This window comes from Xenorhabdus anantnagensis (assembly GCF_028598555.1).
In the GTDB taxonomy this organism is placed as follows: Bacteria; Pseudomonadota; Gammaproteobacteria; order Enterobacterales; family Enterobacteriaceae; genus Xenorhabdus; species Xenorhabdus anantnagensis.
The window spans coordinates 1-24,124 of sequence record NZ_JAQRFN010000003.1 but is presented as its reverse complement, the minus strand read 5'-3'; the positions used below and the strand labels follow the sequence as shown (position 1 = coordinate 24,124).

The window sequence follows — 24,124 nt, the reverse complement described above, 5'->3', positions numbered from 1 at the left end:
TGGATGCAATATAACTGCCCGAATGTTATGTCAGGATTTAGGCTTGAAGCGCAATAAGCGATTGGCGTTACTCACGACAGTAATTGAAGACAATGCCATGGCTGCACCGGCAACTACAGGGTTTAATAAAGTCCCAGTAAGAGGGTACAAAATACCGGCTGCAATTGGGATGCCCAAGGTATTGTAGACAAATGCTCCAAATAGGTTCTGTTTCATATTGCGCAATGTGCCTCGGGATAATTCAACTGCATCAGCAACTCCGTGCAGGCTATGGCGCATAAGGGTAATGGTTGCGGTTTCTATGGCGATATCACTGCCACTTCCCATTGCGATGCCAACATCCGCTTGTGCCAATGCAGGTGCATCATTAATGCCATCACCGATCATCGCCACTTTCCTGCCTTCTGATTGAAGGGATTGAATGGCTGTTGCTTTGCCATCAGGTAAAACACCAGCTATGACGTGGTCAATGCCAGCTTCTTTAGCGATAGCATTTGCTGTGGTGGGGTTATCCCCTGTCAGCATGACCAAACGATAGCCTTGGTGATGTAAGCGCTGCAAGGCAGAAACAGTATCTTGACGCAAGGGATCGCGGATAGAAAACAGGGCGGCGATTTTCCCATTGGCTGACAGAATGACAGGAGTTATGCCTTTTTCTGCCTGTGCCACCACTAATGGCTTTAATTCCGCTATATCAATCTGATGTTGCTCAAGTAATTTTTGATTACCCAATAACAGGGTGATATCCCCAATTTCCCCCTTAACACCGAGTCCTGCGAGTGTACGGAATGTTTGCACTTCTGGTAATTGTTGTCCTTCAACTTTCATCAAAATGGCTTTTGCCAGAGGATGATTCGAGCCGCTTTCCAATGCACCCGCCCATATCAATACTTGTTCTTCGGTGAAACCATTGAAAATATGGATCTCAGTTACTTGTGGCATACCTTCAGTTAAGGTGCCGGTTTTATCAAAGACAATGGTATCCAGTTGGCTGGCATGTTGCAGGGCATCAGCATCACGCACTAATACACCTAATTCGGCGGCTCGTCCCACTCCTGAGATAATGGACATGGGGGTTGCCAGCCCAAGAGCGCAAGGACAGGCGATAATTAAGACTGTAGTCATGATGACCAGCGCGTACATGATTTGTGGGGCAGGGCCGATAAAATACCAGAGAGCGCCAGCAATCAGGGCGATAGCAACGACGATAGGCACAAATATTGATGATATTTTGTCTGCCAATTGACCAATCTCAGGTTTACTGCTTTGTGCCTGACGAACTAATTTGATGATGCGCGCTAATGTCGTTTGGCTACCAACCGCATTGGCTTTAAACAGTACCGTGCCATCTTGAACTACCGTGCCAGCATGGACGGTATCGTCGATAGATTTTTGTTGAGGAATGGGTTCACCTGTCAGCATGGCTTCATCCAGCCAAACTGTACCCTGAATAATGTCACCATCGACCGGAACACGATCTCCTGTTGTCAGGCGCAATATCATATCGGGCATAACACCTGCCAGCGGCAGTGTTTTTTCGCCTTCAGCGGTAACCACCCGTGCTGTTGGCGGCGTTAAGTCCAACAATCGCTCAAGAGCTTTGGAAGAGCGTTGACGGGCACGTTGTTCTAATGCATGGCCGAGATTGATCAAACCAATGATCATGGCACTGGCTTCATAATAAAGATGACGGGCTTGGGGAGGAAAAATCTCTGGCCACAAATTCACACTAATTGAATAAAGCCATGCTGCACCAGTACCCAGAGCGACAAGGGTATCCATTGTCGCACTGCCATTTTTTAGGCTTTGCCACGCATTGCGATAAAAATGTCCGCCGGCAAATACCATTACAACCAGTGTCAACAAACCAATAGTTAGCCAAATAGTGTGGTTTGAAGGTGTAAGTATCATATTATCACCTATCATTCCCCACACCATGACAGGTATCCCGACCACTAACGCAAGGGCTGATTGCCAGCGAAAGCGCCGCATATTAGCTTGTGCCACTTGTTGTTGGCGCTCACGGCGTTCAGTTTCATCCTGAATGACTTCCGCACCATAACCAGCCTTGATAACGGCTTCAATTAAGGCGTTTGGTGATACATGACCTGTGACTAATGCGCTTCTTTCCGCGAGATTGACTCTGGCATGTTCCACGCCATCAACAGATTGCAGAGCTTTTTGCACTTTGCTGACACAGCTTGCACAGCTCATGCCATCCAGCAAAAGCTGAATGCTGTCATTATTGCTGTCATTATCATTTGCATCATTTTTGTTGCTGTGACCAACAGGGACTGTCTCTATCGGAGTCGAATGGGTTGCCGCTGCCAGGGACTCCGGAGTCTGTGGAACTTGTGTTGTCAGCGGCTTATTTTTTGGGGAATCTACCTCTGCTGCTAATTCGGCGTGGTATCCGGCTTGTTCAACCGCATGAATTAACGCACTGCTCTCTGCTTTGCCATAGATTTTTGCTGTTTGGGTATCAACTTCAGTCGCGATAACACCTTCCACAGTTTCTAATGCTTTTTGAGTCTTACCTGCACATTTCATGCAGCTTAAACCTGACAACTGCAATTCAATATCTGGTTGAGTGGCAACAGTGGCTTTATAATTTTCGGCAACAATGGTGGCAATCAATTCATCAGATGAAACATTACTGATAATTTTGGCATAATTCAGACTTACATCTGCCAGTTCGATGCCGGGAATTTTTTCCAGAGCTTTTTTGACCCTGTTGACACAATGCATACAAGTTAAGCCTTGAAGTGCCAGAATGGTGGTTGTGGACATAACAATATCTCCTGATACAGAGTGATATACTTATCATTAAGGCTAAACCTTCCTGCAAGGGGAAGGTCAAGGGGGAATTATGAATATCAGTGAAATTGCCAGTAAGACAGGTTTAACCAGCAAAGCGATTCGATTTTATGAAGAAAAAGATCTTATTACTGCGCCGGAGCGGGGAGGTAATGGCTATCGTTATTATCGGCAAAAGCATATTGATGAGCTGATACTTTTGCGTCAGGCAAAAGAAGTCGGATTTACGTTGGAGGAGTGTCGTGAATTATTGCGATTATTTCGCAATCCTAGTCGCCACAGTGCGGATGTAAAAACGGCGACTCAGCAAAAAGTGGCAGAAATAGAAAAAACGATTTTGGAATTGCAAAAAATCAAGAAAAAACTACTGGCATTGGTGGCTGAATGTCCGGGAGATGATGGAGCTGATTGCCCCATCATTGAGCATTTATCTGGCTGCTGTAAACATCACGTTTGACGGGAAATAGGCCTCACCTTCAATGTGATTCCGTCAACAGCGATGACCTCAACTTCCGTATTGGCGGGAAGTTCTCGGTCACAGTGAACGCGCCAACTACCATCGGCCAGTTTGACTCGCCCAAAACCATTTTCGGTATTCGTGATTAAATGGGTACGAAGTCCAATCAACTGGTGATTTTTCTGATTGAGAATTTTATCATTAGCCTTGCGGGGGCGATGGCGTAGCCAGCTACGCCATGCAATAGCAGAAAGCAAGGTCAGAACAGCAAACAGAATACCTTGCAGTTCCCAGCCCATGTTAGGAAAAATCCATGTGATCAGGGCAATAACGATGGCTGCAGTTCCTGTCCACAATAGATATCCTGCCGTTCCCAGCAATTCCGCAATCAGAAGCAGTCCACCAAAACAGAGCCAGAACCAAGCTGGCTGAGTGGCGATCTGTTCAATCATGACTATTTATCCTGTTTGCTTTTCTTGCTTTCGCCAATTAATTCAGCAATACCGCCAATGGCTCCCATCAAATTGCTGGCTTCCAGTGGCATCATAATAACTTTGCTGTTATTTGAGGCACCAATGTTGGTGAGGGCATCAGTATATTTTTGGGCAATAAAGTAATTGATTGCCTGCATATCGCCATCAGCAATAGCGTCAGAAACCATTTTGGTTGCACGAGCTTCTGCTTCTGCGGCTCGTTCACGGGCTTCCGCTTGCAGGAAGGCTGACTGCCGCTCACCCTCTGCTTTCAGGATTTGTGACTGTTTTTCCCCTTCAGCTTTCAGAATAGCTGCCTGGCGAATACCTTCTGCCTCAAGAATATCTGCCCGTTTAGTACGCTCTGCTTTCATCTGAGCGTTCATTGCGGAGATCAATTCCTTAGGTGGACGTACATCGCGGATCTCAATACGCGTGATTTTTACACCCCACGGGTTAGTGGCTTCATCGACGATTGTCAGTAGTCGGCTGTTGATGGAATCGCGTTGGGACAGCATTTCGTCCAGTTCCATAGAACCCAACACGGTACGGAAGTTAGTCATTGTCAGATTAATGATGGACAGTTCCAGATTACTGACTTCATAGGCTGCACGTACTGGATCGACAACCTGAATAAAGCAGACAGCGTCAATGGTGACATTAGCGTTATCGCGAGAAATGACTTCCTGCGATGGGATATCCAGAACCTGCTCCATCATATTGATTTTACGGCCGATACGATCAACAAACGGCATGATGATATGTAGGCCAGGCGTTAATGTACGGGTATAGCGCCCAAAGCGCTCAACAGTCCATTGATAACCTTGTGGAATTGTCTTTACACAGGTAAAGACAATAACAACAGCAATAATGATTAAAATCGGCACAGCACCAAAAGAGAGTAAATCCATAACAATTTCCTTATTTGTTAACTATGGAATATATAATTCTTACTTGCCTAATAGAGTAAAGAGTATACATGACGACGGTATTTAGATGCCAGTACATCTCCAGTACCCAGTGTAGTAAAAATATCCATCATCGTTTTTTTCACTGCGCCATCGGCAGCAGCGAGATCTTTCTTCAAAAAACTAAACAACAATTCGAGGGCTTCTTCATTACGGCCAACTTTATGTAATTCCGACGCCAATTGTACGGCTAATTCCGCATTTTCTGGTTGAGCTGCCAACTCTTGTTGCAGTTGGCGAATTTCAGGTGAATCTGCGGCTTCTTTCTGAGACTTAATATGTTCAAATAACGCATGATAACGTTCATCTTGTTCTTCTAATGGGATGGTATCCAGTATTTTTTGAGCGTCTTCAAGATGATTGAGTGAAAGATTTATTTCGACCAATAATAACGTAGTCTCAATATCTTGCGGATTTTCTTTGTGGACTTCTTTCAGTAAAGATAACGCTTCCAGATTCTTGCCTTCTTTAAGCAACTCGTTCACTTGTTCTAATGGTGACTTTTCTTCTTGTACCAGAAGAGTGGAGAAAATTTTTCTGATAGTGTCATCAGTTTGGATGCCTTCAAAGCCTTGAACAGGGCGGGCTTCTTTTACAAACAGTACAGTAGGCAAGCCACGTACACCAAATTGTGCGGCGAGATAGGGAAGTTCGCCACAATTGACTTTTGCCAAAGTAAATTGCCCGTCATATTCATGGGCTATTTTGTCAAGAGTTGTTTCTAATTCATGGCAATGTAGGTCCTGTGGCGACCAGAAGTAGAATACAACGAGTTGATTGAGTGAGTCTTGTACAACTTGAGCAACATTCGATTCATCAATATTAATGATGTGAGCAGTATTATTGTTTATATTCACTGTGGGTTCCATGGACGTTTCTCTCTGGTTCGTTGCTAGGCGATGATATGTATAAATAAGGTCCGTTCGTACGTTTTTCAATGCTCTTTAACTTTGCCAACGTACGATTCTATCGAGCCATTTTTCCGGGAGTAGACGACGCATTATTTTTACGGTGTAAGTTACCAATGTAACAGAATAACGTAATTTAGGATTGGGACTTTCCAAAGCGTGAATCAGTTTCGAAACCACATCTTCAGGCATAAGTGTGAAACGGCGAGCAAGGCTTGGGTTTTCGACCGGATGATCCTGCTGCGTTTGATTCACATTCTCCGTAAAACGGGTATTGATTGGTCCCGGCTCTATCAGGCTGACTTTAATGCCTGTTTTTGCCAGTTCCCCTCGCAAAGCATCTGACCATGCTTCTAGGGCATATTTACTGGCTGCATATGCACCCCGGCCAGGTGTTGAAAGTAATCCCATAACAGAGCTGGTTTGGACAATTCGTCCCGCACCATAAGCACGTATGGCTGGCAGTAATAAGCAGGTAAGTTGATGAGTGCCAAAGAAATTAGTGGAAAACTGTTTTTCCATCTGCTCACGTGAAACGGTTTCTAATGGGCCATAAACAGCGAATCCACTATTGTTGAATAGCCCGAATAGACGACTGTTGGTTAATTCGATTACTGTTTTGGCTGCACGCTCTACACTTTCTTTATCATCTAAGTCCAATTCAATCGGTTCGAACCCCAACTCTTGCATATGAGCTAAATCAGCGGGTTTACGGCAGGCTGCGAGTACGCGGTAACCACGTTGATGAAGTATTTTGGCTGCGGCTAAGCCGATCCCACTAGAACATCCTGTAATAAGAATTGTTTTTTGCATAACTTTACCTGTTATCTGCATCAATTTATGGAAATAAATGATTTACTATTAGGAATGATTTTCTTAAGGATAGTTAATGCTTTTCTTAAGGATAGTTGATGTATGCTGACAATTTGTTGGACATCCAATCAGCAATAAAAGATTGTGCAGATTGATTAGGGTGCAGCCCGTCGTCTTGCATCCATTCTGGTTTGATAGCAACGTGCTCCATAAAAAAGGGTAGTAGAGGAATTTGATTGCGTTCAGCAAGCGCAGGATAAATTTTTGCAAAGGATTCGGTATAACGTTTTCCGTAATTAGGGGAAATTCGGATTTGCATTAACAACGGTTGTGCGCTGGCCTGTTTGATCAAAATAATACTCTGTTGCAAATCTTGTTCTATCTTTTGAATGGGAAAACCACGCAGTCCATCATTCGCGCCAAGTTCTATCAGAACCCATTTGGGATTGTGCTGCTTCAATAATTCAGGCAAACGTTCGAGACCCTGCGATACAGTATTGCCACTAATACTGCCGTTAACGATGACAGTTTTTTTACCAGCTTGTTGCCATTGTTTTGCCATCAACGCAGGCCACGACTGCTCAACCGGCAAACGGTATCCGGCACTGAGGCTATCTCCCAATATCAGCAAAGTATCCGCAGCAGTCGCTCTGGCACTGCATAGCACCAACAATAAAAGGAAAAATACATGGCTGTAGAAAGTATTCTTGAAGTTCATCATCTCACTAAACATGTAGGCCAAGGGGAACAGGTAATTAATATATTGCAGGGTATTGAGTTGGTTGTCGAGCCAGCACAGACAATTGCATTCATTGGCGAATCAGGTTCAGGGAAGTCAACACTTCTGGGGATTATTGCTGGATTGGATGATGGCAGCAGGGGAGAAGTCCACCTGTTGGGACAGAATATCAGCCGCATGAATGAAGAACAACGGGCGCAGTTAAGGGCAGAAAATGTGGGTTTTGTTTTTCAATCGTTTATGTTGATTCCAACCTTGAATGCGCTGGAGAATGTTCAACTTCCGGCGCTGTTGCGCGGCGAACCGGAACACCAAAGTCGTGAACAGGCTATTGAATTACTCGAACAGTTGGGATTGGGAAAGCGCCTGAAACATATGCCAGCTCAACTTTCGGGTGGTGAGCAGCAGCGGGTGGCTTTGGCTCGGGCGTTCTGTACCCTCCCCAAAATTTTGTTTGCTGATGAACCAACCGGCAACCTTGATCGCCAGACAGGTGAACGCATTGCTGATTTATTATTTTCTCTCAATCATGATTACGCGACTACTTTGATTTTGGTCACCCATGACAATCAACTTGCTGCCCGTTGTCAGCGTCGTTTACGTCTGGTGGATGGCAAATTGCGGGAGGAAGCATGATCTGGCGCTGGTTTTGGCGTGAATGGCGAACACCATCTCTTCTGATTGTTTGGTTATCCCTGACATTGGCGGTGGCCTGCGTGCTGGCATTAGGGCGTATCAGTGATCGCATTGATCAGAGTGTGCATTATCAAAGCAGTGATTTTTTGGCAGGGGATCTTGTCTTAAAGGCTGCGTATCCGGTTGATGAAACTTGGTTGAGCAGGGCACAAGAGCTGGGATTGACACTGAGTCGCCAAATTTCTTTTTCGACCATGACGTATGCGGGAGATATTCCACAACTGGCTCAGGTAAAAGCCGCAGATGAGCGTTATCCTCTATATGGAGAACTGGAAACCGATCCGCGTGGGTTAAAGCCAGAGAAGGGTTCTGTGTTGGTGGCTCCGAGATTACTGACGTTGTTGGGGATTAAGGTTGGGGATAATCTTGACGTGGGAGATGCCAAGTTGAAAATTAGCGGAGAATTGCTGCAAGAGCCTGATAGCGGTTTCAGTCCCTTCCAGATTTCGCCCCGAATTTTAATCAATATTGATGATGCTCAGGCAACGGGAGCGATTCAACCCGGCAGCCGCTTGACTTACCGTTATATGTTTGCGGGTTCTCCTGCCGCCACTCAGTCATTCCAGCAGTTTGTTGAACCACAACTAAAAGCGGATCAACGCTGGCTGACATTGAAACAGGATAATGTCGTAATGGCGCAATCCATTGAACGCGCCCAGCAATTTTTACTGTTATCAGCTTTGTTGACATTGCTGCTTGCTGTCGCTGCGATGGCTGTTTCCATGACCCATTATTGCCGCAGTCGGCATAACCTGATTGCCATCCTGAAAACACTGGGGGCAGGACGTTGGGCTTTGCGCCAATGGATACTTGGACAATGGTTGGTAATATTGCTTGCTGCCATAGTGGTAGGCTCCACTTTAGGCTTGGTTTTTGAATCGGCATTGATTCGAATTTTGGCTGAGATGTTACCTAAGGTGTTGCCAGCAGCAGGAATGTGGCCGTGGGTATGGGCGATCGGAACCCTGTTTGGTATTGCTATATTGGTGGGCATTCGCCCGTATCGCCAACTCATGGCTACTCAGCCTTCACGGGTATTGAGAAGTGATGTAACAGCGTCTATCTGGCCATTGCGTTATTATTTGCCTGTGATGGCGTTAATGATAACAGGGGGATTGGTATTATTGGCAGGTGCTCAGCCTTTGTTATGGTCATTATTGGCAGGAGTGCCGATTGTTGCGTTGTTTTTGGCGCTATTGGGATGGGTAGGATTATGGTTGCTGCGCCGTGTGACATTCCGCCAGTTAAGCCTGCGTCTGGCGGTCAATCGGTTGTTGTGTCGGCCATTTCAGACTATGACCCAATTAGCGGCATTTTCCCTGTCATTTATGTTGCTGGCTTTACTTATTATGGCAAGGGGCGATTTATTGAGTCGATGGCAGCAGCAATTGCCGCCGGATAGCCCGAACTATTTCCTGATTAACATGACTCAACCACAAATTGCTCAAATTAACGATTTGCTGTCCAAATATCAGGTGAAGCCTACCGATTTTTATCCTGTAATATTGGCGCGGTTGACACAAGTGAATGGACAATCTGCGATTGAATGGGCGGCTAAAAAACATCCTAACAGTACGACCGTGAGTCGTGAACTGAACTTAACATGGAAAACAGAATTACCACCGTTTAATACTCTGAGCACGGGAACATGGCCTCCCAAACCGAACGAAGTTTCCATAGAGCAAGGCGTTGCTGAACGATTGAAAATCAAGCTGGGAGATAGGCTTACATTCACGGGCGATACCCGAACGTTTCACACCACAGTAAGCAGTATTCGCAAGGTGGATTGGGAAAGTATAAATCCAAACTTTATTTTTATCTTTGCTAAAGAAACGTTGGAAAATCAGCCCAGAACGTGGCTGACCAGCTTTCATTATGAAGGCAATGGACGGCTGTTAACAGAAATTAACCGTCATTTCCCGACCATTGGCATACTGGATATTGGTTCGATAATCAAGCAAGTACAAAGCATTTTGCAGCAAGTTAGCAAGGCTTTGGAAATTATGGTTGTTCTGGTAATGGCTTGTGGCGGATTGCTTTTATTGGCACAAATTCAGGTCGGGATGAACCAACGACAACTTGAATTGGTGGTATACCGTACATTGGGAGCGAGCAAAAAACTTTTGCGTCGTACATTATGGAGTGAATTTGCTCTGCTTGGTTTTATGGCAGGTTTGGCGGCGGCATTTGGTGCAGAAATCGCACTTTGGTTGTTGCAGACTCAAGTCTTTGATTTCCCATGGCAACCACAATGGCTAATGTGGCTTCTGCTTCCCATCATCAGTAGCTTATTGCTTTCTATATGCGGTGGTTGGTTGGGCGTTAGGCTATTGCGGAAACAAGGACAATATCGGCGTTTGCCTGAATAATTCTCACTATATAAAAATAAACCCGTTAAAAATAAACCCATTAAAAATAAACCTCGTTATTTTAACGAGGTTTATCATTTGAAAAACTGGATATTATCAGGCAAATTCCGCTCTTAATCTGGGTAGGATCTGATCCCCAAAAATTGTTAATCCTTTGATGTAATCGGGGAAAATTAACATCACACCATCCAAATCACAATGACGCATTAAATCTGTCAATTGTCTGTAACAGGTATCCGGTGTACCAATGGCGGTATGGGTCATAAAAGCATTTTGCGAACGTTCTACCATCGCATTGCTTTTTCCATCCATATCGACCCCAAAACTGTGCATCATATTTTTGACGGCTTCTATATCCAAACCTTGGCGGTAGAATTGGGCGAGCGTTTCAGCATAGGCATCTGTTTCAGCGCAAATCACGGTACACATGCAGAATGTTTTGGTTGTTGTGTTGTATTCAGCGGCGATGCGTTTGGCGGTTAAACTGATATTTCGGGTTTCTGTCTCATCTTTGCCACCGATAAAACATACATCGGTATGGCGTACACTGAAACGCAGCCCTTGCTCGGATTGACCAGCACAAACAAGATAAGGACGAGGAAGGGAAAGAGGCTTAGGTTCAGAAACGCACTGCTTCAAATGGAAGTAAGTGCCATCATGGTCTACTTGCTTTTCACGCCAAAGACGCTTAATCAACTGAGTCCATTCTTCGGTCATGGCATAACGCTGGTCATGGTTCAGGCTATCATCCCATTCCCCCATTTGTTCAAATTCATCCCGGAATGAACCTGAAACAATATTCAGCCCGGCACGACCTTGACTAATGTGATCCAAGGTAGCGATCATTTTGGCGGTAACAGCCGGATTATGCAGCCCGGCATGAACAGTGGCGATCAATTTTGCGCGGTGAGTAACTTCGGCAATGCCAGCCATCATCGTGACAGATTCGAGTGAGCAACCCCAATGATCTGTTTCACCGCCAAACCCGCGCCATTTTCCCATGGACATAATGAAATCAAGACCAATATGATCGGCCAAAATGGCAGCTTCACGGTTTTGTTTATAAGACGCATCCAGCGGTGGCGTGTTTTTGGAGATGATCCATCCACCTTTGGCGATGGGCAGAAATACGCCGAACTCTTTCTTTGACATCACTATTTCCTTGTTTGTACGTTGTTTCAGTTCATTTTTATCCTATTCAGTAAATTGAGTATCTTTGAGTGAGTGTTTTCCCATTTTCTGAGCAGGTGGTTTCATCATCAATGTTACGACAAGAACAACAAATACGGGGATAGCAATAATTAAGAATGCTGAAGTAAAACTGCCTGAATAATCCTTGATAGTACCAGCAAAAAAAGGAGCCAGACACGCCAGCGTGGAAAACAGGTTCATGATGGAAAACAGTTCCAGATAAGGCTTGCGGCCAAAATAGTTCGCCAGCAATACACTGGAAGCGAGGAAAGTCATGCCATATCCCATCCCGACAAACACCGTGAACGCAATCAAGAATGGCCATGAAGAGGCAATGCTCAGTGCAATTAAACCAAGAATGATGATAGCCAGACTACCAATCAGTAATTTTTTCGGATCTACCCACTCTCCGACTGCACCACCTGCCAATCGGGAAAACGCATTGATAAAGGCCATTGTGCTTAGTAACCCAGCAGCGATGGCTTCGCTGAAACCATTTTCAATAATATGGGCAACCGCAAAACTATTGACTGTAATACCACACCATAAAAATGCGGTGTAAGTTGCAGCAATTACATAGAACTGCCATGTCCGCAGTGCTTGATGTGCCGTCCAGCGTTGCTTGGTACGATAAATGCTGGGATTATCCTGATTGTTATGTTTTTGGTTTATGGCCTTGGCATGGGCGACTTCCCGTTTTCCCTCCTGAAGAGTAATAACTGTCAGGATAACGAAAATGGAGAGGGCAATAGCGGAAATCATCCAATGCATTCGCCATGTTCCCCAAACCCGGGTTGCCAGAAAGTAGATCCACGGGCCGACCACGCCCCCCAATCCCCCTATTGTGAAGTAGAAACCAAAAGCAAGGGATTGTTTCTCATATAGCCGTGAAATCACATAAGTACCCGGCACAGTCGCCAAAAAGGTAAAACCGACACCAATTAAAGATGCACCAATAAAATATGATGAAATAGTGTGTGTGTGATAGAGATTGTAGAAACCAGCCAGAAAAATCAGCAGACCGACGCACAGAGTGAAACGAACGCCAACTTTACGAATGAATACCGTTGGCAGAAAACTGGATAGCCCGCAAGTCAGGCCAAGCAGCGTGAAGCCTAAACCCGCATTTGTCCAACTCCAGCCCAGTTCATTAATCATACTGGGTAGGACAACACCCAATGACGTAAAGGTTGTTGCTGTGGATAAAAAATAGACCATGCCTAAAAGTATCAGCAAAAACCACTGATAAGTACGCCCGAATTTGTCGTGTTGAATGGACATTGTGACCCCATCAAGGATATAAACCATTAAAAACGGCACTATTTTATGTGTTTATTAGAAAAAGCTGTATCGAATAAACACCCCATAGCTAAATTGATTCGTACGAAAGTCAGATGTATCTTTTATTTTGTACTTATTTTTGACCGGATTTACGACAACACCTGTCCACAGGTGACCAGCTTGATACCCTAATTTTTTCCCTAAGTCATAATGCAGTTCAGGTTTGAAATCGATCATTTCGGGGTTATCACCTAAACCCAGTGTATAATCGAAAGTTCCTACAACGCGGAAATCCCCCAGTTGATTACTGAAAGGAATACCATAATCAATATGGATACGCTGATCGTTCCAATTTCCTTGGGCATTATTTTCAAAATAAAAAATAGTACGCAACCAACTGAACCCACCCACTTGCCAATCAAGACTGATACCGGGGAAATAGTCGTATTTTACATTTTTGGTTTTAGCTATCCACTGAGCAAACAGCACATCTTTTAATGGGCCATAGGAAAGATCATAGCCTGTGATTTTACTGGCACTGAGTCTTGGTACAAATTTATAGTAATAGGTACTTTTATCGCCTTTGTAGTCATGTTGCAGAGAATTTTGCCAAATGCTGTAGACATACATATCACCAATCTTGTAATCACCAAAGGCTTCTACAATGGGGGAAATGGTTTTTTGAGGATCAATCTTATTTTCGAATTGGAAGTAAAGGCTGGTATCGATGGATTGAAAATTGACAAAACCTTCTGCTTGCACAGGTGTTGAGAGAAGAAAATAGAGTGAAATAGCAGATAAACCCACAGTTGTGGCTGTAATCGACCTCAAGATGTTATTGATTTCCTGTTTCCTTCGCAATAGCACTTGGTGTCTCCTTGTTATCTTATCGACATTGATTTTAAGATGAAGGGTATATAAAAAATTGAACGAATTGTCTATTACTTAAAAGAAAATAGGCAGTTCCTGAAGGCGGTTTAGCTTACCTTAAGGTTAGTGATGTAATATTCTTTAGATAATATAGAGAACGTTATTATTTATTGATGTTTTTATTTGTATTCAATGCATTTTAAATTGCATGTTATTTTTTATCTGCGAAGTATTGGGTATGTTTTCCTTAAGATTTATATAAAGAAAAGTGATTTGTAAAAATTATAGTTTATGTATTGGGTGATTTTATGAATCACGTAGGCTATCAATATTTTTATTTATAAAAGTTTATTTAATTATACTTGTGATGTTTATTTTATATAAATTACGAAGTAAAAAGAATTTTGTATATCTTTTGGATTTATTATGGAAAATTTAAATGTAAAAGGTAATATGTAACAAAATTAATTTTGTAGCATACTGTTTGGAACAAGGGAAATATCATGTATACAGGCATAGTACAAGGTAAAGAGCGTGTATTATCACTTAATAAAAATAATGGATTTAGCACTCTGGAAATCAGTAATAACCACCGTTTTTTAGATGATGTTACAGTCGGAGCGAGTGTCGCAATAGATGGCACATGCTTGACCGTTACCCAATTTAGTGAGGATAGCGTTTATTTTGATATTTCTGATTTTACAGCAGAGACCACAACGTTAAAATTTCTCTCGATTGACGATGAAGTTAATGTCGAGCGATCACACCAGATGCATAAAGAAAATGGCGGGCACAGTCTTTATGGGCATGTAGAAGGAATAGCTGAAGTCATAGAGTTTAACGCCATAGGTGAGACTTACCGATTAGTTATCCAAATCCCTCAAGATAATATTAAATATTTTTTCCTTAAAGGTTTTATTGGGTTGCATGGTTGTAGTTTAACAATCAATGATATTGATGAAGAAAATAAGACGATTGCTTTAAACCTGATCCCGGAAACGTTAAGAATGACCAACCTCAGCAAGATTAAGGTGGGGAATTTCCTCAATTATGAAATAGATCAAACGACAAGAACAATTGTGGATACACTGTCCAGAACCCTGTCAAGAACAGCATGATCATCAATGAAACAGGGAGGGAAGTGGTCAATCATTACCACTTCCTTGCGCTGATCATGATGGGGTCAGTTTAATTTAGATTGTGCCCATTCAAGACCACTTTGATATTCAGCGGGCAATAATAGCGCTAATTCTTGTAACGTAGATTGCAATATCCCCTTATCCGCATGAGTCACATTTAAGTGACCGACTTTACGCACAGGGCGAACTTCTTTTTCATACCAATGTAAACGAACCAGCGGCAAACTAAGCCATGCAGGGTTTATTCCTGTACCGATCAGGTTGATCATGACGGATGGCGCAAATATTTCTGGTTGCGGCATAGGTAAATTCAAGATCGCTCGTAGGTGAAGTTCAAACTGGCTGATAGAAGCCCCGTTTTGTGTCCAGTGACCACTATTGTGAACCCGTGGAGCCAGTTCATTGATCAATAAATTCTCGCCAACAATGAAGCATTCCATCGCCATAACACCCACATAGCCCAGGTGATTCATAATGGCGGACAGCATCTTCTCTGCTTGTTGTTGAAATTTTTGTTGAAACTGTTGTTGAAATTGCTGATCGGCAGAATCAGGCAAAGCAACACTGGTACGCAAAATACCTTCTTGATGCAAATTGTGAGTCAGTGTATAGAAGACTGATTCACCTTTGGCATTACGGGCACCAACCAGAGATACTTCTCCCGAAAACGGAATGCCTTGTTCTACAATACATTCACCGTAAACTTCTGGCGGAAGAATTGTTTCATCACCCGGCCGGATACGCCATTGCCCACGTCCGTCATAACCGCCTGTCCGGCGTTTCACAATGATGAAATCCCCTAACTCCGTAAATAGCTGGGACCATTGGTCGGGGGTGGAAAGCAGTTTCCACGGTGCGGTTGCCAGGCCCAATGTGTCCATGAGCTGTTTTTGTGGCAAACGATCAGCCAGTCGTGGAAAAATATCGCGATTGATAAAAGCCTTATGATGCGCCAGCTCCCGGGTTAATGCGGTTTCTGGCCAGCGCTCAATTTCTGCGGTGATTACGCTGCTTTGATAAGGCACAGCTTCCGGCTCGGCATCCAACCCAACAGGATAAACAGTGATCCCCAGCGGTTCACCTGCTTGACGCAACATTCTGCCTAACTGACCATTTCCCAGTACACAAACGGGCTTCATGCATCCTCCCGTGGATCTGGATTATCCAAGACAGTTTGTGTCTGTTCATTGCGCCAATCTGACAAACGTTGAAACAGAGCGCTGTCATGCAAAGCCAGCACTTGGGCTGCCAACAATGCGGCATTTGCTGCTCCTGCTTTACCAATGGCCAATGTGCCAACAGGAATGCCTTTTGGCATTTGCACAATAGAGTACAGGCTATCGACACCGCTAAGCGCAGCGCTTTGTACCGGAACGCCAAACACAGGCACTAAAGTTTTGGCTGCCAACATTCCCGGTAAATGTGCCGCACCACCTGCACCAGCGATAATCACATCAAAACCGTTTTCTTTCGCCTGTTCTGCGAAATGAAAAAGTTTATCCGGTGTTCTGTGTGCTGAAACAATTTCAACATGGAAAGGAATAGCAAGAGAGGTCAAAATATCGGCTGCATGTTGCATCGTTGCCCAGTCGCTTTTCGAACCCATGACGATGGCAATTTTGGCGTGGTGCTGGTGCTCTATTTCTGTTGTAGAAGTCATAGCTGTTGTGGGATCAGGACTGGACGTCATAAATCAGATGCTCCTGTATGGGGTGTCTACCAGAACAAAGATGAAATTTCAGATGACGGATCATATCACGCTAATTGCACAAGGAAAACGTTTGCGTCGATTGGTTTGTGGATTTTTCCAAAATAAGCAAAATAGCTTAGGCACAAGCAGCGGCCTGTGAAGTGAGAAGCCTCGCCCGATAGGGCGGGGAGTAGTCACAAAGGGAAGGATATCAATTCAATGGACGTTTCTGTGACTTTAAACATTGAACCTTGGTCATGCCATGCTCCTAATACACCACGATGTACAACTTTATCGCCAAGTTGAATATCGTGTATTGCAGGGCGATGCGTATGCCCGTGAATTATCCAATCTGCCTGATGCTTTTTGAAATGCTCGATAACAGCTTCTTGATTGACATCCATAATAGATTTGGATTTTTGGCTGTTGGCGTATTGGCTGCCCGCCCGCATTTTGGCCGCAATTTTCAAGCGGATAAATAAAGGGAGAAACAGGAATAACCGCTGTATCCACGGAGTATGTACTCGCTTACGATACTGCTGATAGCCGATATCATCAGTGCATAGGGTATCGCCATGCAAAATCAGAATACGTTTACCGTACAATTCCAGCACCTTTTCCTGTGGTAGCAGGATCAAGCCGCTCTCTCCGGCAAAACGGGAACTAAGCAAAAAATCACGATTGCCATGAATGAAATAACAAGGAATACCTTTTTGTTTCAGTTCATTAAGTGCTTGGGCGATTTTAGTGTGTAGTGGGTTGGGATCATCATCACCAATCCAGTAATCAAAAAAATCACCGAGGATATAAAGACTTTCAGCATGAATTGCATCTTCACGTAAAAAACGCAGAAAACCGGCAGTGATTGCCGGTTCTTGTTCACTAAGATGTAAATCTGCAATAAACAGTGTACTCATGTAACGATTAATTATTCTCTGAAGTAACTATTCTCTGACAGTAATTATTCGCTGACAGTCACACGTTCAATGATCACATCTTCACGTGGTACATCTTGGTGCATACCGCTGCGGCCAGTGGAAACACCTTTGATTTTATCAACCACATCCATGCCATCAACGACTTCAGCAAATACACAATAACCCCATCCATCTGGACGCTCTGAACGGAAGTTCAGGAAATCGTTATCCACAACGTTAATGAAGAATTGGGCAGTTGCAGAGTGTGGATCATTGGTACGCGCCATTGCGAGAGTGCCACGGTTGTTTTTCAGGCCATTGTTGGCTTCGTTCTTAATCGTATCCTTAGTCATTTTCTGCTTCATGCCTGGCTCAAAGCCACCGCCTTGAATCATGAAGCCATTGATAACACGGTGAAAAATTGTGTTGTCATAAAAACCTTCAGAACAGTAACTCAGGAAGTTTTCAACAGTTACAGGTGCTTTATCAGCGAATGTTTTGATTACGATATCGCCAAAGTTGGTGTGGAAAGTCACCATAATAAAAATCCTAATAATAGTTTTGATTAACCCCGTATTTAGGGGATTCGGAACAACCGTTGTTATATCACATCTCAGATTTTGAGTCAGTACTCTGGGCTGCATCAGAATAAGGTGGCTTGTGGTACTTGCAAAGCATTGCATATCAAGGTGAAATACCTCACCTGACTTCTCTATGCCTCGTTTATTTATGACGCTGATAAAGAAGCCTATAATCAATCAACTCATTTGATTTTATTACACGTACATCAATTTTTACGGAAAACCCACTGATGCTAAAAATTTTCAATACTCTCAGCCGTCAAAAAGAAGAATTTAAGCCGATTCACGAAGGGAAAGTGGGCATGTACGTGTGTGGCATTACCATTTATGACTTGTGTCATATCGGTCATGGCAGAACATTCGTTGCATTTGATGTTATTGCCCGTTACCTGCGTTATCTGGGATATGATCTGACGTATGTCCGTAACGTTACTGATGTTGATGACAAAATTATCAAACGTGCAACCGAAAATAAGGAAAGCTGTGACGATTTGACCACACGCATGTTGGCAGAAATGCACAGTGACTTTGATACATTGAATCTCTTGCGTCCGGATTTAGAGCCTCGTGCAACACAACATATCCCAGAAATCATTGAAATTACGGAAGAGCTGATTAAGCGTGGTCATGCTTATGTTGCCGCGAATGGTGATGTCATGTTCTCCATTGACACCAATCCTAATTATGGACTGCTTTCCCGTCAGGATTTGGAACAATTGCAGGCTGGTGCCCGTGTTGAAGTGGCAGATGTAAAACGTAACCCAATGGATTTCGTGTTGTGGAAAATGTCCAAGCCGGGTGAGCCGAGCTGGGAGTCTCCGTGGGGTGCAGGCCGTCCGGGCTGGCATATTGAATGTTCCGCAATGAACGGCAAGGCGCTGGGTCACCATTTTGATATTCATGGTGGTGGTTCTGATTTGATGTTCCCGCACCATGAAAATGAGATTGCACAATCAACTTGCGCTCATGATGGTCCTTACGTCAATTATTGGATGCATTCCGGTATGGTTATGATAGATAAAGAGAAGATGTCCAAATCATTGAACAACTTCTTTACCATCCGTGATGTGCTGGAATATTACGATGCTGAAACCGTGCGTTATTTCCTGCTGTCCGGCCACTATCGCAGCCAGTTGAATTATACGGAAGAGAACCTGAAACAAGCGCGTACTTCCCTTGAGCGCTTGTATACATCCCTGCGTGGTACAGATAAATCTGCTCAACCTGCTGGTGGAGAAGCGTTTGAAGCCCGTTTTACTGAAGCAATGAACGATGATTTCAACACACCGGAAGCGTATTCAGTCCTGTTTGACATAGCGCGTGAACTGAACCGCCTGAAGGCAGAAGACATGGCAGCAGCTAATGGTCTGGCTGCTGAACTGCGTAATTTAGCGGGTATTCTCGGTCTTTTGGAACAAGATCCAGAACATTTTCTGCAAGGTGGAGCACAGGCAGACGATGACGTAGCCCAAATCGAAGCGCTAATCAAACAACGTAACGATGCTCGTAAAAATAAAGAGTGGGCTTTGGCTGATGCGGCACGCGGCCAGTTAAGTGAAATGGGAATTGAGTTGGAAGATGGGCCACAAGGAACAATATGGCGCCGTAAGTAATTTATTCCAGAACCGCCCCTTAGATGGGCGGTTCAGTTTTTTTATCGAATTTACACTTTCATAACGATATTTTTAGCTGCAATACTTAGCTGTGTTGTATAAATACCTAGCTGTGTTGTATATATGAGCAGAATAAAAATCGGCAGATTTATCGATGAGCGTTTAGATACTCAGGATAAAAAGCATTTACAGCGTAATAGGTGACTTTTCCAGAAGCTGAGTCCCGTTTCATGGAAACAAAAGAGGAATTACTCAGATGCTCTGGTACTTGATGTGTATTATCACCGGAAGCAGAATTGAGAAGAGAAATTTTTACTCGACGTTTAGAATTACTTAATTTATAAGGCAAACCCAACAACCTTCTTGCAGCTCTATTACTTAACATAATTAACTCCGTTTCAGTTGTACGTAAGCCTCTCAGTATAGCAACTTATTAGAAAACCAAAACATTGCTGACATAATTGTTTATCAAGACATCGTCAATGTCACATATCCTGCGGGTAAAACCGGATAAATTTACTGTCAGAAATATCGATATCATTAGACGTTTAATATTTTTCTTGGATTGATTCTTGGAGTTTCAAGTTGCAGCTTTGTTGGCTGCAACTTGAGATATATTTGGGTATAACATACCGTTTTTCTGAAGGACGTTAGCGGGGATGCAATCCCACTAAGTTACTCTTCAACGCGAACGGATTCGTCATTAAAAGTGACCATTTTACCGGCAACAATTTTGCAGCGTTTACGGGTTTCAACTTGAGAATCGACTTCCACCAAACCTTCTGCAATCACTGTTTTTGCCGCAGCCCCACTTTCACACCACCCTTGAAGTTTCAGCAAATCACATAATTCGACATAAGGGTGACCATCTAAACAAAAAATTTCCATTAGTAACCTTCAGTTGTATCTACATCATGATATTCCTCGCAAGCCTGCAAGGTATTTTGAATTAATGTTGCAACGGTCATCGGGCCAACACCACCGGGCACCGGGGAGATCCAACTTGCGCGTTCGGACGCGTTATCGAAATCTACATCACCAATGACTTTGCCATTTTCCAGTCGATTAATGCCGACATCAATCACAATCGCGCCAGGTTTAATCCACTCACCGGGAATAAAATTTGGTTTACCGACCGCGACGATCAGTAAGTCAGCTTGTTCAACATGCTGGCGTAAATTTTTGGTAAAGCGATGCGTTACCGTAGTCGTACAGCCTGCCAGCAACAATTCAAGGCTCATCGGGCGTCCAACGATATTAGAAGCACCAATAATAACCGCATTTAACCCATAAGTATTGATATTGCAGCGCTCAAGCAAAGTTACAATCCCACGGGGAGTACAAGGGCGCAGTTTTGGGGCACGTTGGCATAGACGGCCGATATTATAAGGGTGGAAACCATCCACATCCTTATCGGGGTGAATACGTTCCAATACTTTGACATTATCAATGCCGGCAGGCAGAGGGAGTTGAACTAAAATACCGTCGATTTCAGTATCGGCGTTTAGATTATCTATTAAGGAGAGTAATTCGGCTTCGCTGGTGGTATCAGGCAGATCATAAGAGCGTGACATAAAACCGACTTCTTCACAGGCGCGGCGTTTGCTTGCGACATAAATTTGAGAAGCGGGATTTTCGCCCACTAAAACGACGGCAAGACCCGGTGCTCGTTTTCCGGCTGCAACACGTTGCCTGACTTTTTCTGCAACTTCGCTTCTGATTGTCTGCGCAATCGTTTTCCCATCAATAATTTTTGCTGACATGTATTTAAGATTCCATCATCAAGTATAGGAATAAGTGCTATTTTGTCAGAACATGAACCGCCTGTCAGTTTTATTGGTAATCATAAAATGAGCATATGAACGAAAAGCCCATTGACTCATTCCATTATGCCCGTATAATCCGGTGCTGCATTAACGCATTAGTGATGTTTCTTATTCTGCATACCATAATGCGCCCTTAGCTCAGCTGGATAGAGCAACGGCCTTCTAAGCCGTAGGTCACAGGTTCGAATCCTGTAGGGCGTACCATTTAAAATCAATAAGTTAAGCTAGTTTTAATCCTACCTGATTTTCTCCTTGTGTCGTATTTGTGTCGTTATCTCCAAAAAGTAAGTCAATTTTACGTGCGTGCTCGCTTAAGTGATTAGGCGCTAAATGAGCATATCGCCTCACCATTTCGATTGATTCCCATCCGCCCATCTCTTGCAAAATTGACAATGGAACGTCTGACTGAACCAGCCAGCTAGCCCACGTATGCCTCAGATCATGGAAGCGGAAATCTTCTATTCCTGCTCGCTTCAATCCTGAGTTCCAAGCATTGTTATCATCAACTCGCATTTTTCTAACCGTAGGTGTTAGAGTTCCATCTGGCCTATGCTTTGCTTTTGTATGAACAAATACCCATCTGGAATGCTTGCCTATCTGATCCCTTAGTACTCGGCATGCAGTATCATTGAGAGCTATACCTATTGCTTTGCCAGCCTTGGCGTTCTCTGGGTTTATCCATGCCACCTTTCTTTGCATATCGACCTGTTGCCATTCTAGGTCGATAATGTTGGAGCGTCTAAGTCCGGTTGCTAACGCAAAGATAACAATTGGCTTCATGCTTTCAGGCATACACTCTATTAGCCTTGCTGCTTCATCTTTGGTTAGCCATCTGATACGCTTACTAATTGGTTTTTTTGTTTTAATAACCGGCGCTGATTTTATCCAGTTCCATTCATTAGCCGCTGCTCGTAACAGCGATCTAAAGAATGATAAATGCTGGCTTTTCGTCGCCTGGCTAACAGGGATCGCCTCATACACAGGAGTTTTTCTTCCTTTCCTTAATGCGGCATCACGTTTGCTTTCCCAAATCTGGTAGTGCTTGCGATTTTTCATTTTTGAAACAGCATCATAAACCTCATCCGCTGTTATTGTTGAGATATCTCGACCAGAGAAATGTTGTAGGAAAAATTCAATTTTCGTTTTGTCATCATTCAATGATCTCTTATGCTCTTTTTCCCTAAGCCAACGAATACAACATTCCTCAAAGGTGCGAGTAGGCAGATCATTAAGCTGGTCAACTCTCCATGCCTCTGCCTTTAACGTGTCATGCAACTCCTGTGCTTGCTTTTTGTCCCTCGTGCCAAGAGATTTCCTAATTCTCTTTCCTGACGGTGTAAAGAAATGACAGTGCCATATTCCTTCTCTTTGGGTGATTGACATGATTTCACTCCATTACGACCACCCTCGCTCGCTATATGAGTTTGCATCGGGCTATTAATATAAGCAAGAACTGCTGATTTTGTTGTTTTGTACCCCTTACCTACCCGTTTTCCTTCGATAGCTCCAGTAGATATTAGGTAGGCAACTGTCCTTGGTGTTGTTTTCAGCTTTTTTGCGGCTTCTTTTGTGTCCCATATGTCATCTTCGATTTCCATTCTTAATCTCCTTCCGAATAATCCGCTCATAATCCTCCCCGCACTCCTTGCTACAGAATGCACCGTGTGTTGATATTCCAATCGTTTAACAAAATCATCCCACGCCTCACGGGATAATTCGCCACCGTCTGCCAGTGATGTAAAATTAGTCATTGTTTTTTCCTCGTTGCTGAAAATACAGGCTCCAGATACAACTCAATACTAAACACTCCTAATGATTCACCATTATTAAATACAGTTATCTCAATAGGCCAATTCTTACTATCCCAATCCTCGTTATAATAATAATATTCCGCACATTCCTCAGCCAAATAATCGGGATACGAATCATCCCATACTGGATTTTCTAATTCATATCGATCTGTCGGATCTGTTAAATCATGAACGCCTGTTATTGCGTATTCTATGTTATTTCTCACCTAAACCCCCTGCATATATTCGCTGCTTTATTACACATCTCAGTATCAAACCAGCCGAAATGACATTCGTTGAAACTGATTTCCAGTTGTTTTGCTAACCATCGGTACGCCTCCGTGCGCTCCAAATTACGACTCCTAACTACATCATCGAAATACCGATGAGCTAATGCTCTGGCGCTGCGTGTCGGTTTATCTGCCAATGTCCCCATCGGAATATCCGTTTCAGGGTGAATGCTGACACGCGCACCACATGTCCAGCAGTGGTATAACCACGGCCAGCGGTTATCATGAATGCGTTTAAATACGTTCAGGTGATGCTCAATCATCACGTGCCTGCCGCAATATCGACAGTGTGTCGGAATGGGGTAGGGGTCGTTAACTCTGAGGATTGCTTTTGGATTGGGGTTCCACGGTGTGTACATGCAATCTCCTTAATGCTTCTTTCACGGCATTTAGACGAGAGTCCATAAATTTGTATTTTTGACTACGCATTTTTAGTACGCCATCCAGATATCCGATGATGTATCCGTTATCAGCTTTGAGAATAAAATCGGATAGCGAACCGCCCATCGCTCCCCAATACGCTGTCCATGATTCACCATATTCAGAGATAGTTATTCTCCCCTGACCGTCGGCGTAGTCTTCCAAATAAACATGAATAGGGTCATGTCTCGGTACATCCGTAATTTGCAGTTTCACAACATTTGATGTTTCGATATGCATAAAATGCCTCCCGCCGCACAGCAGCGTAGTGATAGG

Annotated in this window: 26 protein-coding genes and 1 tRNA gene; 6 read left to right on the top strand and 21 right to left on the bottom strand. The window is 43.7% G+C overall.

Annotated features, from left to right (window positions below):
- Positions 1-30: 30 nt before the first annotated feature.
- Positions 31-2,790, bottom strand: coding sequence for a copper-exporting P-type ATPase CopA (copA, locus tag PSI14_RS03225; RefSeq protein WP_273574387.1), 2,760 nt, complete (start codon positions 2,788-2,790; stop codon positions 31-33).
- Between the two features lie 79 nt (positions 2,791-2,869).
- On the opposite strand from copA, the gene cueR reads away from it, so the two are divergent.
- Complete coding sequence (gene cueR / locus PSI14_RS03220) at positions 2,870-3,274, top strand: Cu(I)-responsive transcriptional regulator (RefSeq protein WP_273574386.1); 405 nt, start codon at positions 2,870-2,872, stop codon at positions 3,272-3,274.
- On the opposite strand, the gene PSI14_RS03215 is transcribed toward cueR, so the two are convergent.
- The 5 genes from PSI14_RS03215 to tesA all read right to left on the bottom strand — a co-directional run bounded on the left by PSI14_RS03215 (position 3,265) and on the right by tesA (position 7,154).
- Positions 3,265-3,726, bottom strand: a complete 462-nt coding sequence (locus tag PSI14_RS03215; protein WP_273574385.1) for an NfeD family protein — start codon at positions 3,724-3,726, stop codon at positions 3,265-3,267. The genes cueR and PSI14_RS03215 overlap by 10 nt on opposite strands.
- Positions 3,727-3,728: 2 nt before the next feature.
- A complete protein-coding gene (locus tag PSI14_RS03210; protein ID WP_273574384.1) occupies positions 3,729-4,658 on the bottom strand; it encodes an SPFH domain-containing protein in 930 nt (309 codons plus the stop codon).
- 47 nt (positions 4,659-4,705) lie between these two features.
- Positions 4,706-5,584 carry a co-chaperone YbbN gene (locus tag PSI14_RS03205; RefSeq protein ID WP_273574383.1) on the bottom strand — a complete coding sequence of 293 codons (879 nt, stop codon included), beginning with the start codon at positions 5,582-5,584 and terminating at the stop codon, positions 4,706-4,708.
- Positions 5,585-5,659: 75 nt separating this feature from the next.
- Positions 5,660-6,436 carry an SDR family oxidoreductase gene (locus PSI14_RS03200; RefSeq protein ID WP_273574382.1) on the bottom strand — a complete coding sequence of 259 codons (777 nt, stop codon included), beginning with the start codon at positions 6,434-6,436 and terminating at the stop codon, positions 5,660-5,662.
- Positions 6,437-6,521: 85 nt separating this feature from the next.
- A complete protein-coding gene (gene tesA, locus PSI14_RS03195; protein ID WP_273574581.1) occupies positions 6,522-7,154 on the bottom strand; it encodes a multifunctional acyl-CoA thioesterase I/protease I/lysophospholipase L1 in 633 nt (210 codons plus the stop codon).
- Here tesA and ybbA point away from each other — a divergent pair.
- Both ybbA and ybbP read left to right on the top strand, forming a co-directional pair.
- A complete protein-coding gene (gene ybbA / locus PSI14_RS03190) occupies positions 7,125-7,811 on the top strand; it encodes a putative ABC transporter ATP-binding protein YbbA (RefSeq protein WP_273574381.1) in 687 nt (228 codons plus the stop codon). The genes tesA and ybbA overlap by 30 nt on opposite strands.
- Positions 7,808-10,240, top strand: coding sequence for a putative ABC transporter permease subunit YbbP (gene ybbP / locus PSI14_RS03185; protein ID WP_273574380.1), 2,433 nt, complete (start codon positions 7,808-7,810; stop codon positions 10,238-10,240). Before ybbA ends, ybbP begins: the two co-directional genes overlap by 4 nt.
- Positions 10,241-10,336: 96 nt before the next feature.
- On the opposite strand, the gene PSI14_RS03180 is transcribed toward ybbP, so the two are convergent.
- The 3 genes from PSI14_RS03180 to PSI14_RS03170 are packed head-to-tail and all read right to left on the bottom strand — an operon-like array spanning position 10,337 to position 13,579.
- A complete protein-coding gene (locus PSI14_RS03180) occupies positions 10,337-11,392 on the bottom strand; it encodes an LLM class flavin-dependent oxidoreductase (RefSeq protein ID WP_273574379.1) in 1,056 nt (351 codons plus the stop codon).
- Positions 11,393-11,434: 42 nt separating this feature from the next.
- Positions 11,435-12,712: an MFS transporter gene (locus PSI14_RS03175; RefSeq protein ID WP_273574378.1), complete on the bottom strand. Its 1,278-nt coding sequence runs from the start codon at positions 12,710-12,712 to the stop codon at positions 11,435-11,437.
- 54 nt (positions 12,713-12,766) lie between these two features.
- Complete coding sequence (locus tag PSI14_RS03170; RefSeq protein ID WP_273574377.1) at positions 12,767-13,579, bottom strand: outer membrane protein OmpK; 813 nt, start codon at positions 13,577-13,579, stop codon at positions 12,767-12,769.
- A gap of 506 nt (positions 13,580-14,085) precedes the next feature.
- On the opposite strand from PSI14_RS03170, the gene PSI14_RS03165 reads away from it, so the two are divergent.
- Positions 14,086-14,700, top strand: coding sequence for a riboflavin synthase subunit alpha (locus PSI14_RS03165; RefSeq protein WP_273574376.1), 615 nt, complete (start codon positions 14,086-14,088; stop codon positions 14,698-14,700).
- A 65-nt stretch (positions 14,701-14,765) separates the two neighbouring features.
- Here PSI14_RS03165 and purK read toward each other — a convergent pair whose 3' ends face one another.
- From purK to ppiB, 4 genes are all read right to left on the bottom strand, one after another.
- Positions 14,766-15,860, bottom strand: coding sequence for a 5-(carboxyamino)imidazole ribonucleotide synthase (gene purK / locus PSI14_RS03160; RefSeq protein ID WP_273574375.1), 1,095 nt, complete (start codon positions 15,858-15,860; stop codon positions 14,766-14,768).
- Entirely contained in the window at positions 15,857-16,381 is a 525-nt protein-coding gene (gene purE, locus PSI14_RS03155; RefSeq protein ID WP_273553289.1) for a 5-(carboxyamino)imidazole ribonucleotide mutase, read from the bottom strand. The genes purK and purE overlap by 4 nt, the downstream gene beginning before the upstream one ends.
- A 224-nt stretch (positions 16,382-16,605) precedes the next feature.
- A complete protein-coding gene (locus PSI14_RS03150) occupies positions 16,606-17,328 on the bottom strand; it encodes a UDP-2,3-diacylglucosamine diphosphatase (protein WP_273574374.1) in 723 nt (240 codons plus the stop codon).
- Between the two features lie 44 nt (positions 17,329-17,372).
- The gene (gene ppiB / locus PSI14_RS03145) at positions 17,373-17,867 is read right to left on the bottom strand and encodes a peptidylprolyl isomerase B (RefSeq protein ID WP_273574373.1); all 495 of its coding nucleotides are present in this window, start codon (positions 17,865-17,867) and stop codon (positions 17,373-17,375) included.
- Between the two features lie 272 nt (positions 17,868-18,139).
- Between ppiB and cysS the strand changes: the two genes are divergently transcribed.
- Positions 18,140-19,522, top strand: coding sequence for a cysteine--tRNA ligase (cysS, locus tag PSI14_RS03140; RefSeq protein WP_273574372.1), 1,383 nt, complete (start codon positions 18,140-18,142; stop codon positions 19,520-19,522).
- Positions 19,523-19,670: 148 nt separating this feature from the next.
- Here the strand turns inward: cysS and sra are convergent, their stop codons facing one another.
- The 3 genes from sra to folD form a co-directional block, all read right to left on the bottom strand.
- Entirely contained in the window at positions 19,671-19,907 is a 237-nt protein-coding gene (gene sra, locus PSI14_RS03135; RefSeq protein ID WP_273574371.1) for a stationary-phase-induced ribosome-associated protein, read from the bottom strand.
- A gap of 290 nt (positions 19,908-20,197) precedes the next feature.
- Entirely contained in the window at positions 20,198-20,410 is a 213-nt protein-coding gene (ybcJ, locus tag PSI14_RS03130) for a ribosome-associated protein YbcJ (RefSeq protein ID WP_273574370.1), read from the bottom strand.
- Complete coding sequence (gene folD, locus PSI14_RS03125) at positions 20,410-21,285, bottom strand: bifunctional methylenetetrahydrofolate dehydrogenase/methenyltetrahydrofolate cyclohydrolase FolD (RefSeq protein ID WP_273574369.1); 876 nt, start codon at positions 21,283-21,285, stop codon at positions 20,410-20,412. The genes ybcJ and folD overlap by 1 nt, the downstream gene beginning before the upstream one ends.
- Before the next feature lie 190 nt (positions 21,286-21,475).
- On the opposite strand from folD, the gene PSI14_RS03120 reads away from it, so the two are divergent.
- Positions 21,476-21,552 (top strand) — tRNA-Arg (locus PSI14_RS03120).
- 15 nt (positions 21,553-21,567) lie between these two features.
- Here the strand turns inward: PSI14_RS03120 and PSI14_RS03115 are convergent.
- The 5 genes from PSI14_RS03115 to PSI14_RS03095 all read right to left on the bottom strand — a co-directional run.
- On the bottom strand, positions 21,568-22,707 hold the full coding sequence (locus PSI14_RS03115) for a tyrosine-type recombinase/integrase (RefSeq protein WP_273574580.1): 1,140 nt from the start codon (positions 22,705-22,707) through the stop codon (positions 21,568-21,570).
- Entirely contained in the window at positions 22,608-23,099 is a 492-nt protein-coding gene (locus PSI14_RS20120) for a helix-turn-helix domain-containing protein (protein WP_273574368.1), read from the bottom strand. Before PSI14_RS20120 ends, PSI14_RS03115 begins: the two co-directional genes overlap by 100 nt.
- On the bottom strand, positions 23,096-23,365 hold the full coding sequence (locus tag PSI14_RS03105) for a hypothetical protein (RefSeq protein WP_273574367.1): 270 nt from the start codon (positions 23,363-23,365) through the stop codon (positions 23,096-23,098). The genes PSI14_RS20120 and PSI14_RS03105 overlap by 4 nt, the downstream gene beginning before the upstream one ends.
- Positions 23,362-23,787 (bottom strand): zinc-finger-containing protein, encoded by a 426-nt coding sequence (locus tag PSI14_RS03100; RefSeq protein WP_273574366.1) that lies wholly within the window; start codon positions 23,785-23,787, stop codon positions 23,362-23,364. The genes PSI14_RS03105 and PSI14_RS03100 overlap by 4 nt, the downstream gene beginning before the upstream one ends.
- On the bottom strand, positions 23,741-24,124 hold a 384-nt coding region (locus PSI14_RS03095), incomplete at its 5' end, for a phiTE_072 family protein (RefSeq protein WP_503016450.1). The genes PSI14_RS03095 and PSI14_RS03100, both read right to left, overlap by 47 nt.